Origin of the sequence: Dehalobacter sp. 12DCB1, assembly GCF_004343605.1 — a bacterium.
Lineage (GTDB): Bacteria > Bacillota > Desulfitobacteriia > Desulfitobacteriales > Syntrophobotulaceae > Dehalobacter.
Window position 1 is genome coordinate 383,820 of record NZ_POSF01000014.1, and the last position, 12,776, is coordinate 396,595.

The window sequence follows — 12,776 nt, forward strand, 5'->3', positions numbered from 1 at the left end:
AAATCAAAAAACGAATTTCTTTATCAAACCTTCTCCAATCCTCAAAAAACTCTACCTTAATTTTCATCACGATTTCTTTCGAGGCATAGATGTCACATAACGTTCAGGAGTTCCCGCAGCGTCCCAACCACATTCATCATCCTCTAGTTGAGGGAACTTTGTGTTAGACGCCGCTCCGGTTCCCCAGAGCATTTTCTAAAGCTTCCTTCAACTTTGGAAACCTATATGTAAAATCAGTACTTAGAATTTTTTCCGGTACAGCACGTTGTCCATTTAATAACATTTCTGACATTTGTCCTAATGCTATTCTTAATAAAAATTCCGGGACTGGTAACCATGATGGTCTATTCAAAACTTTCCCTAGTATCTTGCTAAAATCTCTCATTTTTACTGGATTTGGAGCAACAGCATTTATTGGTCCAGCTAGCTCCTGATGTTCGATAATAAACCTTATCATACTTATTAGATCCTGAACATGTATCCAGGAGAGCCACTGACTTCCATTACCCAATGGGCCACCTATGTAGAATTTAAATGGTAGTGCCATTCTTTCTAGTGCACCTTCGTTTCCTAAAACCACCCCAATCCGAATGGTCACTACTCTGGTTAAATCACTTTGGGCCTTATATGCTTCATTTTCCCAATCACGGCATACATGTGCTAGAAAATCCTGCCCCACTTCTTCAGACTCGGTTATCTCTTCATCCTCGCGGGGTCCATAATATCCAACTGCTGAAGCGTTTATTAGAACTTTGGGTTGAATTGCACCATTATTAATAGCAGCAACTATTATGCCAGTTGTTCTAATCCTGCTCGCAATGATCTCCTCTTTTACTGAATTGGTCCATCGACGATTTCCAATCGACTCACCCGCTAGATTGATTACTACGTCGATTTGATCCAAATTATAAGTTAATGATAGAGAAGAAAAATTGTCCCATTCGATTACCTGAATTTTATTTCCTAATCGGTTAGCAGTTTTTTGAGGATTCCTCGTTACGATATATACCTGGTATCCATTCTCAAGTAATTTATTTGCCAGATTACTTCCTACAAAACCTGTCCCACCAAAAATTAAAACATTCATATTTCCCACCTCCGGAATGGCGTCTAACGTCCCGCCGGTTCCCACCGCGCCCCAACCACATTCATATTGACATAGTTGCGGGAACAGCGTGTTATACGATGTTTCCGCTCTCTTGCACAGAAAAGCCGGATGATAAAATCTGTTCCAGAAGATCAAGTTGAACATGACTGACATGATTAAAAATATGAAGAGTTGACAATATCGCTTGGTTTGCCATAGGTATTGCCATCATCAACGCTAAGTTTTGGAACTCCCCTGTTATGTGAAGTCGGAAATCCTCAAAAGCAAACATAAAAATAAAAGGCCAACAATCTCTGTCAGCCTCTTATTGCTAGACTATATTAACTTTAGGCTCTGTCACCTCTGGACATGAATTATATAGTTCCTCGGGATCTAAATCTAAACAGTTATTGGGATCAAACTTCCCAGTGATATCCCAAGCCAAAGTGTCATTAAGAACTGTACATGAATTTATAAATAGCTCGATATTCTGAAGTTGTTGAAAAACTCCCTTTTTGATGAGCTCTGAAGCATCGAAAAGCTTAATCTTTCCATCAACAAAATAAATATATACTTTGAAATCACTTGTTGGTACTACTTGTATAACTTTATGAAACATTATAGCAACCTCCTTATTTCAGCGGGTCTATCCTAATAAACTGATTGTTTTCTCTGCCGTTTTCCCAATTAACTATTAATTCTTCCCTATGAATCTCGCACCATGCAAGAACAAGTTTTAATTGTTTTGATGGGAATATCCCCTTTAATACGGTCGCATTCTGTATGTCAACTAATATTTTATTTTCTCCATACTCTGCATGGAAATGAGGTGGAACATGCTCATTCCAAAACATCATGATTTTTATACCGTAGAATTCGCTTACTATTGGCATATTAACACCTCTTATTAATTATACCCCAACTACCTTCAGATGAAAATAAATTCCATATATTTCTGCTCAGATATTTCCGATTTCACATAACGTTCCCGGGATTACCGTAGCGTCATCATACATTCATCTTCACAAAGTTACGGTAATCCCGTGTTAAATGAAGTTGGTCGCCCCCATACTCAGAAGTCGCCATGGAGGGCGACCCCTCAAATCTCAAATAACCATGCAAAATAAATAGAGAGATTACGTCTGAAATCTTTAAATATCACATTATGCTCATTATCTTAACGATAAATTGAATTTGTCAATCAAAGTAAAATAGTTCCTCAAATTTATTTCAAATGCAACACAAAGGATACGGCTAATTGGCAATACTCCAAACCGATATAGAAAAACCAGAGAGAGGCATCGTCCTGAAAGGGATAGTGCCTCTTTTTTTCTCTGGTATAAGTTCGTCCTCTACCATCAGCGTCTGCGCCAAACGGCTCTTACACCAAGCACCACTAAGCCTATCATCAGCAAGATACCAATTAGAGCAGCTCCGGGCGCGTCATCGGTTTCGCCAATGTAAATACCTGCAATGCCAATCAATATACCGATGACAAAGAGGCAGACAGCGATGCCCAACGCCTTGCGCCTAACTTTCTTCAAATAGTCAACCTCTTTATCAGTTGTTGGCGGCAGCGGTGTCTTGACAGGAGATTTCATCTTTTCATAGTCCGAGCGGCAGTCCTCACATTCCTTCAAATGCTGCTTAACCTCCGCTGTCGTTTCATCGCCGAGCAGTCCGTCGACATAACCCGGCAATAAGTCTTTGACAATATAGCATTTCAGCATGACAACACCTCCATTATTTTTTGCTTTGCCCTGTAAAAAGTTGTCCGCGCCCAGTTTTCGCTTTTGCCGAGGACTTCCCCGATTTCGGAAAAGGAGAACTCGCCGGAAAGCCTCATATGGACAACTTCCCTCATCGGCTCGCTCAAAGTATGGATTGCCTTATACAAGAATAACTTATCACTGGTCAGCAGAGCCGATTGTTCGGGCGTCGACGACTCAGGTATATCTTCAGTCAGTTCCTGCGCGGCGTTTCGGTTTCGCTTCCGTAATTCCTGATACCAAACATGTTTAGCAATCTGACAGAGCCAAACTGATATTTTACAGCTGCCATTATATTTGTGAATAGAATAAACGGCGCGATAAAAAGTTTCCTGAGTCAGTTCTTCCGCCGTATCCACATCGTGAGACAGGGAGAGCAAGAACTTGTATACGCTTCGGGCGTGTTCTTTGTATATTTCTTCAATGCGGTCACCCACTACCGTGCCTCCTTTCAATCAGTTCCACTTATATATCCCGAAAACGAATGTTTCGTTACAGAGAATAAAATTATTTGAACAAAAGCGGAGAGAAATATCTCTTCTGCTCAAAACTCCGCCTTCTATATAATCCTGATTTGCCAAATGAGTATTATACTCATTACCCATAAATGCGCCTGACTATACTCGCATATAAATTTCGGTTTGTTAGCTTACGGTTATACTCATAATCTCACTGTCAACTTAGCGTTTAAGCTTCTTTCTTCAGGAGATATCTCTTTATTCTTTTCTATTTCCGCTAAAACAAAAAATTTCGATAGATTGTTTCACTCAAATCACTCCTGGTTTTTGTGTCATTATTAAACTTTGCTCAAGTTCTTATTTTCCGCGCTGAGAAAGATTATAAATAATTGGAACTTCAAATCATAAAATTCTTCAAATCTACTCGCAGAATCCGCGCCAGGACGGCGCGGCCCTTTGCGACCAATTTCATCTAACGTCCCGAGTGTTTACGACGCGCCCCAACAACATTCATATTAGCAAAGTGTCGTAAACACTCTGTTAAATGAAGTTGGTCGTCCTGCATAGCCGAGGCTGACATGGATGTCAGCCCCTCGAGTATTGCTTAAATTCTTAGAAAATCTATTTATTCTTACTCATTTTTCTTCTTGTTTCTCTATTTGGTTGCTTAGAACTAAGTGAAATGTCACCGGATTTTACCATCGCTGAAATAAATGGTTCTGCAATTTTAGGATTTCTAAGCATAATCGACATCATTTCTTTTTCATTAATTGCCTCACCATTTTGCTGTTTTAATAACATATCTAATAATTCAGGACTTTCTAACATTGCCATCATTATCTCTGTTTCTTTCGGCACTTCTGGCTCTTCACAATAATCCGGAAATTTATATTTTGTCAACTTTGCTAATTCAAGTAAGTGGCTATCTGGTCTATTAGGATCCTTTTCATAAAGTGAAAAATACAACTTTAACGTTTCCGAGAGTTCCTTCAATCCAGTAGCAGTATTTTCATACTCGATGTATCTTAAATGCGCAATATCAAATGGAACTTTCGGAGCGTTCTTTTCTCTAATTATTATTGTCCCAGGTTTACATGCATGTCTTAGCCCTAATTCATAAAAAACATTTGGATTAGGAAAACTCACGTCTGCTACTACGAAATTTGAATGCATAATTCTTGTTACAATATCAGTAGTTATGGTTCCCGGCAGAGAAATCTCATCAGCTCGAACAACCTCAATTCCTGGTCTTGCTTTTAATATCGCTTCTTTAATTAAATCATCATATCTTTGTTTTAATTCTTCCTTTGAAATACTAATATCCGGATAATTCTGTTCACTAATGGCCATAATCACGAAACAGTTTTGTATTGACATCCAAAATCCTCCTCAATAATTGTTCTTTATTTCTACGTCCGCGCCAGGACGGCGCGGTCTTTGCGACCAATTTCATCTAACGTTCTGAGGGTTTGCGACGTCGGGTTACTACCTTCATACTTCTCCCCGATGTCGCAAACCCTCTGTTATCTGTCGTTTTGCGCCTTATCTATATGCTCGTTTGATTGTTCTTTGTAATTATATCTTTTAAAGCTACAACAACATCAGTTACACTGTTATTGTGGTTTTTATCATTGTCAATAGAATTTTTCCCTTCTTCCACAAAAAAATCATTATTTCCAAAAATTTTCTTTGCAAGTTCTTGTTTAATTTCTTGTTGTTGCTCCTTTTCAAGAGTCAATAAGTATGGATCTAATGAAGCTAATTCTAGTTCTAGTTTTCTATAATATTTTTCAGATTTATGATTACTCCCTGCTTGTTTCCCCGAATAGGTTGCTATAGAAGCAAATGCAGCAGCAACAAACCATTTTGTACCCGTGACTACCCAATTAAAATTCTCTTTATTGTATAAAGCATGTTCTGCTGCCTTTATTGCAAAAATAATCATTCCAATCATACTTGCAACAGCAACAATCTGCCAAATTATTTTAGTCCACATAGATTGATTTGCATATTTTCGATATCCATAGGATAATCCATTATTTGTTAAGGTTCCAACAAGATTCTTAATATAACTTCTCTGTTCCTCTAATTCTTTTTCGTATTTTTGTGCATTGGCTAAAAGTTCGTTTTTAAAATTTTCCATGTAAGTAGATAAATTATTGTTGAAATTTTCTATATTATCTTTCGTAGTGTTAAGCAGGTCATTAAAAGTAGCGTTCCATTCATCGATTCTTTCCTTATTCTTTTGTTGTAAAACCTCAAGCTCTTTTGTATAGTTTTCTGATCTTTTCTCTTGTGAATCCGTAAATTGGTTCTTAAAATTTGCGATACTATTTTGAGCATCGTTGATTATATTATCGATTCGGTTTTTCTCAGTTGTTATGTTCTTGGCTAAGTCATTTAGCTTATTTTCAATGTCTAATTTCGTCTTTAACAAATCTTCATAGTCTTTTTCGGTATTAGACTTGTGCTGAGAAACGGAACGTCTTAATGAAACAATAATATCTTTAAACCCCTCAAAGTCCTCTGGTGTTCTTGGATAATATATAGTACCAAGTTGTTGAATTACTCCTTCTAAATGGCTGTTTATTTGCGCAATCGCATTCTCTCTATTAGATTGATTACTGTCATTAATATAATTTCTTATAATACTATTTATCTGAATCATAGGATTTTGTAAATTTTGTAGAACGTTGAAAGAAAATATGGAGGTATCTACATTGTCAAATATACGTCCCAGTTGTTGATATACTCCTTCAACTCGTTGGAAAGTTTCTTCATGGAAAGGATTACTGATATGCAACTTTCTAGCTTCTTCAATAAGGCTAGAAATTTCCTGAAGACTTTTCATGACTTGATGATTATTGAATCTTTCGTCAAAATGACCCATTTTACTTGACCCCCAGTATAATCTCATACCCTAATAGTACCAAGATATCAATGGAAAATAAATACATATTTCAACATAATGTTACTATTTTAAAATGACAGATAACGTTTTGCATTCCCGCCGCGCCATTCCGCATCCATCTTCCTCTAAGTGGCGGGAATGTGGTGTTATGTGAAGGCCGAGACCCGCAGAGCAAGTGCTTAAGCTTAATTGATGCATTGTTCTCACTATTCAGCTTTCATAGACTTTTCTTTGAGCTTTTTTATATCCGACATAACTTTATTACACATATTGTCTAAATCTTTATCTATATTTAACTCAATTTGTTCGTTAACACTAACATACTTAATCATATCCTGATTAAGAAAATCATCACAAAATACTCTCTTTGATAACTTATCTATGAATTCCTTGTATCTTGTACCTTGAAACATAACAGATTCCCCAATTGAATCCAATTCATTAAGTGTTTTCAAATCATCTCTTAACATTTCTAGATCACCATATAGTTTATAGATATAATCAATGTTTTCTAATTTGCTTGCAATCATAGCTACATTTCTAATCCAATTACTACTCAAAAACATTCTTGTTGGTACATCTTTAAACGATTGATTTCTGTGGCTAATATAAATTTTCTTTAAATCAGTTAACCCCAATATCAGATCATAATATACAATTAAAACATTTTCCCTAATTTCAGATTCTTCTTGTATTGTCTTCCCTTTGTTTAAACTAATTAATACAGCTGAAAGAGTGGCAAATCCACCTACAATCCCTCCAATATAGCTTCCAAGAAATCCTGCCCATTCTCCATTACTTAAGTTCGATTTTATATTGTTTCCAAATATCAAACTGTCGAAAAGCCAAGGAATCAAAATAATAATTACTATTCCGATAGATACATAAATTATGGTTTTTGGGTTTTTATGAAATTTCAATGAAAAATACCCCCAAAGTTTTTTACTACAATGATAACCAAAAATTTTCTCTCGGCTTTCACATAACGGTTTGCGTGTTTGCGACGCGTCTTTACCGCATTCATATTGACAAAGTGTCGAAAACACGCTGTTATGTAAAGTCGCGCGTCCCCGGATTCAGAGGCCGACAGGACGTCGGCCCCTGGAATCTGACATAATATTTACTATCGGATCTATCGAAATCACAAATCCGATAACTATAATCATTTCAACTTGGACTGAGATTCTTTTTCTCTATTAATTCTTAAATCGGTTTCTTTGTTATCAGAACTAGGTTTCAGACAATACTTATTCGTATAAATGACTAACATGACCACCGAAACAAAAACAATAATAATATAGACAATGGCGTTAATAAGTGAGAAAGCTAAGGCCATAATTGCTATCGAAGTTATCATTAACATTATACCTGTAGCTCGGGTTAGCTTCTTTCTATCATATTTGCTCTGTTGCTCTTTACTCATCGTATTATACCCGGCAATTAGCCAGCTCCCTCTTCCTGATAGCAAGATTATTGATAATACAAACATCAACCCTGCTAATATATATGCGACAATCATCTTTTCCCCTCCTTACAAAACTATTCTATTCATATTCAAGAGGTCTAAAATAAATCTTTAATGAAAATCCGCGCATGGATGCGCGGTCTATGCGCGCGATTTTATATAACGTCTCGAGTGTTCCCGAAGTCTGGTTACTACGTTCATATTATACCATATTTTGGGAAAACTCTGTTAGACGACGTGGTATGCCCCACGTAGCCAGAGCCCGGCACGGACGCCGGGCCCCCCAGAAACTTATTAACAGATCTTTAAATCACTAATTAATTGAGGCTCTTTCAAAGCATGTATGATAACTTTTTTTAACAAAAAGTACAAGAAATCAATTGCCCTTTCTTTCCCAACAATTGCAGATAACTCTTTATTAAAATTTGAAAAGTCTCCATGTGCAATGTCACTTCTATATGAATATAATTTTTCAATTATTAACTCAAACGTATTTGAATCTGGCCCACCGAAGAATAATCTAAAATCAATTTTTTCATCAAATCTATTATTTAGAAGGTTCAATTTTGTTTTTAGTTGATGAGTTATACTACTATCTCCTTTTTGCGGGTTATGTACTAAAAGAGTTTCTAGTATCGAAAAGATTGCAACTATCATAAATGATGATTTTCGAGGTATTTGTTTCAGACTTCTAAAGTCCGCTAAAGATTTATAAATGTATGAATAAATATCTTTTCTGATCTCAATAAAGTTTTCTATTAAATAAGTTAGTTCCCTTACCTCTATTAAGTTTTCCTTAGTAATAATCTTTTTGTGTAATAACATCGTATTATCTGAAAGATAGTTATGTAAACCTTGTATACTATACATTCTCCCCCCACTCGGGATTATTTGAAAAAGAACATGGATATCTGCTTTGGACAATAATAATGATAAGTCAATATTATCATCTACTTGATTTCCATCATATTCAATTATCCAATACTTCCAATCAGATTCTTCAAGCCCAATATAACTACCTGAACCATTACTCTCTTCTTTCTTGTCTAACTCATATCTTTTTGTAAAGCCAAATGTATTATCGGTTTCGGGTATACTCATTTTAATTGTTTCTATTTGATTAGAGTTTGCTTTCTTTAATAAATGTCCGGGGATTATTTCAAACTCACTGTCAATATTCACTTCTAATATATCACCTATAAAAATAAATCCTCTTCTATTACCCATATAGCACCTCTTAACTAATCACTTTATAAAATATCTGCAAAACTATTTCTTAATAAACGTCTAATACAACTTTAATTTATCCGCGCCAGGACGGCGCGACCTATTGCATACCATGTCGTCTAACGTCTCGCCGGTTCCCGCCGCGCCCTGACCACATTCATCATCCTCCAAGTGGCGGGAACCGGCTGTTCTACGACGTGGGAAGCCCCGTGATTCAGAGAGCGCCATGGACGGCGCTCCCTTTAACATAATTTCATTAAATTAATAGTAAATTGCGAAATGAAAAACATCATGCTCATTTCCTAAGAATAAGCAATTGTAACCTTCTTTCACATCTCCAATTAAGTTAACCGGTAGGGGTTTATAGGCATGGTTATAGTTATATACCAAATCGGTTGTAAGCGCAGGAACGTTCATTTTAGTCAAAAAAGGAAAATAACAATGTTTTTTTTCGCTCGCCTTAGGTTTATTGCCAGCTCCTTCTCCTAACTGTATAAGTTGTGAGAATCTATCGACACAGTTGAACCAGCCGATAATAAAAGCTCTTTTCCCTTTATTTCCACTTCTTGTTTCATGTAATAGCCAATCAAAATCTGCCTGGTATTTATCCCAATTTTTGCTTGCCGAATTAGTCTGAGATGCACTCTTCCAATTCTTTAAATATTTTACTTCAATTTTGAAATCTTTGGGTTCAATATAAATATCATGATTAACTTTACTCTTATCTTGCCTTTTACTATCGCCGACAGTATAATGTGCCATTTGTCTAAATGGATATCCAATTCTTACGCAAATATCCATTTCGTTATATTTCTCATCTGCTATCTTCTTAATTTCACTTTTTGGCAGGTTCTGATAGAGCCCATTAAATTCATCAATAATAAAAAGACAAGTTGATAAAAGATACTGATCAATAGTAGGATTTAAGTTCATAATATTACCCCTCTCTCCTCTTAATCATAAGATAACCACTTATATTTATGCGCCATGGATGGCGCATTTTGCTTCCCATGTCGTAGAACGTTCAGCCGTTCTCGAAGCGTCTTGTCACATCCATCTATTCTAAGTTTCGGGAACGGCGTGTTCTACGACGTGGGAAGGCCCGTAATCCAGAGAGCGACACGGATGTCGCTCCCTTATAGAAAAGTGTAGTTTTATTCATCGATAAACGTTTCTTTTATTTTTTCGTAAACATAATTTATATCTTCGATCTTCCCATTGTATTCAACCATTTTAAAATTACTGGAATTTCTATCGAATTGAGCAATTTTCACATTAACAAACACATCATTTTTTCGTTTATATTTGTCATAAATATAATTGGTGAACAATCCTTTTATAAGATCCCATAATTGTTTTCCGATCCAACTACCTACTGTAATAATAATTGGTAATGGTATAATATTTTCTTGGGTAACTGAAGGCTTCTCACTTTGAATAACCTTTATTTTGTGATTCTGATATATTTCTTCTTTTCTAATCGCAGATATGTTTCCTGTTGATGTTGAGACAGTCTCTTCAAAGTTCAAATAAACTACATTTTGTTCTATCAACAAAACATCTGATTGTTCCATTTTTACTACTTCTTTTGCATCTTCCTCTGTCAAATCTAATGATTTGAAAAAAGTTTCGGCAGAAATATCATTCACATCAACTTTTGCTATAACTCTATCAGTTATAGGTTTACTGGTTGAGACAGATTCCAAACACTTAGGTGTTGGTGGCTGCATACTCTATCCCCCACATTCTTATATTTATTTTCTTTCTTAATCATCCTCGCAACAGGATGTTGCGACAACCTTCCCATGTCGTAGAACGTCCCGAGTGTTCCCGAAGTCTGGTTACTACATTCATCTTACTCCCAGATTTTGGGAACACTCTGTTATCTGCAGTGGCGATGAGGTGCTCGCAAATTCATTTATTTACTAGTAACACAGATCCTACAAAACTGTGCACGAATTATCGGATATGTAGGTTGTTTTTCTGCTATTCTATTTGTAAGGGAGGTCTTCCAAATGAATTTAATAAAGAATCTTAATGACGCATTAGACTATATCGAAGAAAACCTTACAAATGATATTGACTATAAAGAAGTCGCACGTCTGGCTTTTTGCTCGGAATATCATTTCATGAGAATGTTTTCTTTTCTAGCTGGCGTAACGCTCGCGGAGTACATCCGAAGAAGACGCCTAACTCTTGCAGCATTTGAACTAAATGATACTGAATTAAAAGTAATTGATATAGCATTGAAATATGGCTATAGTTCACCTGATTCTTTTACTAGGGCTTTCCAAAATATGCATGGAATAACTCCGGCAGAAGCCAAGAATAATGGTCAATTACTAAAAGCCTATCCACGGATGACCTTTCATATATCAGTTAAAGGAGAAAGCGCTATGAATTATAGAATTGAAGAAAAAGAAGATTTTCGTATTGTTGGTATTCAAAAAAGGGTTCCCATAATTTTTAACGGAACTAATCCTGAAATTACTTCTATGTGGAAGAGCCTTACGGAGGAAAAGATAATTCAACTTAAAAATCTATCTAACGTCGAACCTTTAGGGCTGATTCAAGCATCAACGGACTTTTCAGAAGGGCGTATGGAGGAAAAAGGTGAACTTGATCATTACATTGGCGTTGCGACAACTAATGTCTGCCCGAATAACTTTACCAAGCTTGAAGTTCCTCCCTCAACATGGGCTGTATTTGAATCAGTCGGACCATTCCCTGATATACTTCAAAATACTTGGGGGCGCATCTATTCAGAATGGTTCCCTTCCTCCAACTACGAGCAATCAGAAGGCCCAGAAATATTGTGGATGGAGAATTTTGATGTTTCTTCTCCCACTTTTAGAAGCGAAATATGGATACCTGTTCGGAAAAAGAAATAATTTTTACTTCAGCCATTGCAGATAACGTTCAGCCGTTCCCGAAGCGTCATATCACATTCATCAATGCTAAGTTTTGGGAACGGCGTGTTATGTACAGTTGGCTTCCCCATTTTTACTAAACAAATACTTATTTAGTACTCAAGCAATTCCGACACAGTTTTAAACGTATAGCCCTGTTCTCTTAGCCCGTTTACTATTCCTTCAACCGATTCCAACATTACCTGTCTACTGTCATACATGACATGTAGAAGAATTATCGAACCCGGTTTGACATTCTCCATAACATAGTTTGTAATCTTTTCAGAACTACTCATTATCTCTGGGTAAGAATCAGGTTCTAGGTCCCACATTATAGTTTTACGATTGTGTTGTTTTAGGTAATAAGGAAGTAAGAATAACTTTTTCCCATTCGGTGGTCTGAAAACAATTTCCCCTTTATAACCTGCTTCTTCTATTAGCTGGTCTGTCTTTTCAATTTCATTTTTAATATAGTTATATGATTTTAATACCATCCGATTATGAGAGTAAGTATGGTTTCCTAATTCGTGTCCTGAAGCAACAATTTTTTGACCTTCAGACATATCCTTCTCAAGGTCACTCCCAATTACAAAAAAGGTTGCTTTGATATCTAGCTTACTGAGAATTGATAAGATCTCGTCAGTTTTATCAGTCGGTCCGTCATCGAAAGTCAGTGCAACCACTTTTTCAGTTGTATTCATTCTGGAATATATATTACCGAAAAATTGAAACGTCCGTGATTTGGATAAAGTCCATAAACCAACTACAATCATAAATACCACTGCAATAATAGATAGCGTAAATAAAATCTTTTTCAAAATCATACACTCCAAATAATTTCTTAAATAGCCAATTGTACATAACGTCCTGCGTATTCCCGAAGTCTGGTTACTACATTCATTCTTCTCAGATTTTGGGAATACGCTGTTATACGATGCCACGGCAAAGAA

Annotated in this window: 14 protein-coding genes; 1 reads left to right on the plus strand and 13 read right to left on the minus strand. The window is 36.2% G+C overall.

Annotated features, from left to right (window positions below; genetic code table 11):
- Positions 1 to 163: 163 nt before the first annotated feature.
- From C1I38_RS08765 to C1I38_RS08820, 12 genes are all read right to left on the minus strand, one after another.
- Positions 164 to 1,087, minus strand: a complete 924-nt coding sequence (locus tag C1I38_RS08765; protein WP_119774581.1) for a TIGR01777 family oxidoreductase — start codon at positions 1,085 to 1,087, stop codon at positions 164 to 166.
- A 331-nt stretch (positions 1,088 to 1,418) separates the two neighbouring features.
- A complete protein-coding gene (locus C1I38_RS08770; protein WP_119774583.1) occupies positions 1,419 to 1,706 on the minus strand; it encodes a DUF2442 domain-containing protein in 288 nt (95 codons plus the stop codon).
- Positions 1,707 to 1,719: 13 nt separating this feature from the next.
- Positions 1,720 to 1,980 carry a DUF4160 domain-containing protein gene (locus C1I38_RS08775; RefSeq protein WP_119774584.1) on the minus strand — a complete coding sequence of 87 codons (261 nt, stop codon included), beginning with the start codon at positions 1,978 to 1,980 and terminating at the stop codon, positions 1,720 to 1,722.
- A gap of 465 nt (positions 1,981 to 2,445) precedes the next feature.
- A complete protein-coding gene (locus C1I38_RS08780; protein ID WP_119774585.1) occupies positions 2,446 to 2,817 on the minus strand; it encodes a zf-HC2 domain-containing protein in 372 nt (123 codons plus the stop codon).
- Positions 2,811 to 3,293 (minus strand): sigma-70 family RNA polymerase sigma factor, encoded by a 483-nt coding sequence (locus C1I38_RS08785; RefSeq protein WP_119774586.1) that lies wholly within the window; start codon positions 3,291 to 3,293, stop codon positions 2,811 to 2,813. The genes C1I38_RS08780 and C1I38_RS08785 overlap by 7 nt, the downstream gene beginning before the upstream one ends.
- A 642-nt stretch (positions 3,294 to 3,935) precedes the next feature.
- Entirely contained in the window at positions 3,936 to 4,691 is a 756-nt protein-coding gene (locus C1I38_RS08790; protein WP_199698215.1) for a hypothetical protein, read from the minus strand.
- 169 nt (positions 4,692 to 4,860) lie between these two features.
- Positions 4,861 to 6,204 carry a hypothetical protein gene (locus C1I38_RS08795; RefSeq protein ID WP_119774587.1) on the minus strand — a complete coding sequence of 448 codons (1,344 nt, stop codon included), beginning with the start codon at positions 6,202 to 6,204 and terminating at the stop codon, positions 4,861 to 4,863.
- A 227-nt stretch (positions 6,205 to 6,431) separates the two neighbouring features.
- Positions 6,432 to 7,145, minus strand: coding sequence for a hypothetical protein (locus C1I38_RS08800; protein ID WP_119774588.1), 714 nt, complete (start codon positions 7,143 to 7,145; stop codon positions 6,432 to 6,434).
- A 242-nt stretch (positions 7,146 to 7,387) separates the two neighbouring features.
- Positions 7,388 to 7,744, minus strand: a complete 357-nt coding sequence (locus tag C1I38_RS08805) for a DUF3784 domain-containing protein (RefSeq protein ID WP_119774589.1) — start codon at positions 7,742 to 7,744, stop codon at positions 7,388 to 7,390.
- Between the two features lie 240 nt (positions 7,745 to 7,984).
- A complete protein-coding gene (locus C1I38_RS08810; protein WP_119774590.1) occupies positions 7,985 to 8,917 on the minus strand; it encodes a HEPN domain-containing protein in 933 nt (310 codons plus the stop codon).
- Positions 8,918 to 9,178: 261 nt separating this feature from the next.
- A complete protein-coding gene (locus tag C1I38_RS08815) occupies positions 9,179 to 9,850 on the minus strand; it encodes a hypothetical protein (RefSeq protein ID WP_119774591.1) in 672 nt (223 codons plus the stop codon).
- A gap of 221 nt (positions 9,851 to 10,071) precedes the next feature.
- On the minus strand, positions 10,072 to 10,647 hold the full coding sequence (locus C1I38_RS08820; protein WP_119774592.1) for a hypothetical protein: 576 nt from the start codon (positions 10,645 to 10,647) through the stop codon (positions 10,072 to 10,074).
- A gap of 285 nt (positions 10,648 to 10,932) precedes the next feature.
- Between C1I38_RS08820 and C1I38_RS08825 the strand changes: the two genes are divergently transcribed.
- Positions 10,933 to 11,808, plus strand: coding sequence for an AraC family transcriptional regulator (locus C1I38_RS08825; RefSeq protein ID WP_119774593.1), 876 nt, complete (start codon positions 10,933 to 10,935; stop codon positions 11,806 to 11,808).
- Between the two features lie 131 nt (positions 11,809 to 11,939).
- Here the strand turns inward: C1I38_RS08825 and C1I38_RS08830 are convergent, their stop codons facing one another.
- Positions 11,940 to 12,650 carry a polysaccharide deacetylase family protein gene (locus tag C1I38_RS08830; RefSeq protein WP_243109301.1) on the minus strand — a complete coding sequence of 237 codons (711 nt, stop codon included), beginning with the start codon at positions 12,648 to 12,650 and terminating at the stop codon, positions 11,940 to 11,942.
- Between the last annotated feature and the right edge of the window lie 126 nt (positions 12,651 to 12,776).

Excerpts from the sequence above, each read along its gene's own strand:
- C1I38_RS08810 (WP_119774590.1), bottom strand. The coding sequence starts at position 8,917 with ATGGGTAATAGAAGAGGATTTATTTTTATAGGTGATATATTAGAAGTG.
- C1I38_RS08795 (WP_119774587.1), bottom strand. The coding sequence starts at position 6,204 with ATGGGTCATTTTGACGAAAGATTCAATAATCATCAAGTCATGAAAAGT.
- C1I38_RS08825 (WP_119774593.1), top strand. The coding sequence starts at position 10,933 with ATGAATTTAATAAAGAATCTTAATGACGCATTAGACTATATCGAAGAA.
- C1I38_RS08815 (WP_119774591.1), bottom strand. The coding sequence starts at position 9,850 with ATGAACTTAAATCCTACTATTGATCAGTATCTTTTATCAACTTGTCTT.
- C1I38_RS08780 (WP_119774585.1), bottom strand. The coding sequence starts at position 2,817 with ATGCTGAAATGCTATATTGTCAAAGACTTATTGCCGGGTTATGTCGAC.
- C1I38_RS08830 (WP_243109301.1), bottom strand. The coding sequence starts at position 12,650 with ATGATTTTGAAAAAGATTTTATTTACGCTATCTATTATTGCAGTGGTA.
- C1I38_RS08805 (WP_119774589.1), bottom strand. The coding sequence starts at position 7,744 with ATGATTGTCGCATATATATTAGCAGGGTTGATGTTTGTATTATCAATA.
- C1I38_RS08820 (WP_119774592.1), bottom strand. The coding sequence starts at position 10,647 with ATGCAGCCACCAACACCTAAGTGTTTGGAATCTGTCTCAACCAGTAAA.
- C1I38_RS08790 (WP_199698215.1), bottom strand. The coding sequence starts at position 4,691 with ATGTCAATACAAAACTGTTTCGTGATTATGGCCATTAGTGAACAGAAT.
- C1I38_RS08765 (WP_119774581.1), bottom strand. The coding sequence starts at position 1,087 with ATGAATGTTTTAATTTTTGGTGGGACAGGTTTTGTAGGAAGTAATCTG.
- C1I38_RS08770 (WP_119774583.1), bottom strand. The coding sequence starts at position 1,706 with ATGTTTCATAAAGTTATACAAGTAGTACCAACAAGTGATTTCAAAGTA.
- C1I38_RS08775 (WP_119774584.1), bottom strand. The coding sequence starts at position 1,980 with ATGCCAATAGTAAGCGAATTCTACGGTATAAAAATCATGATGTTTTGG.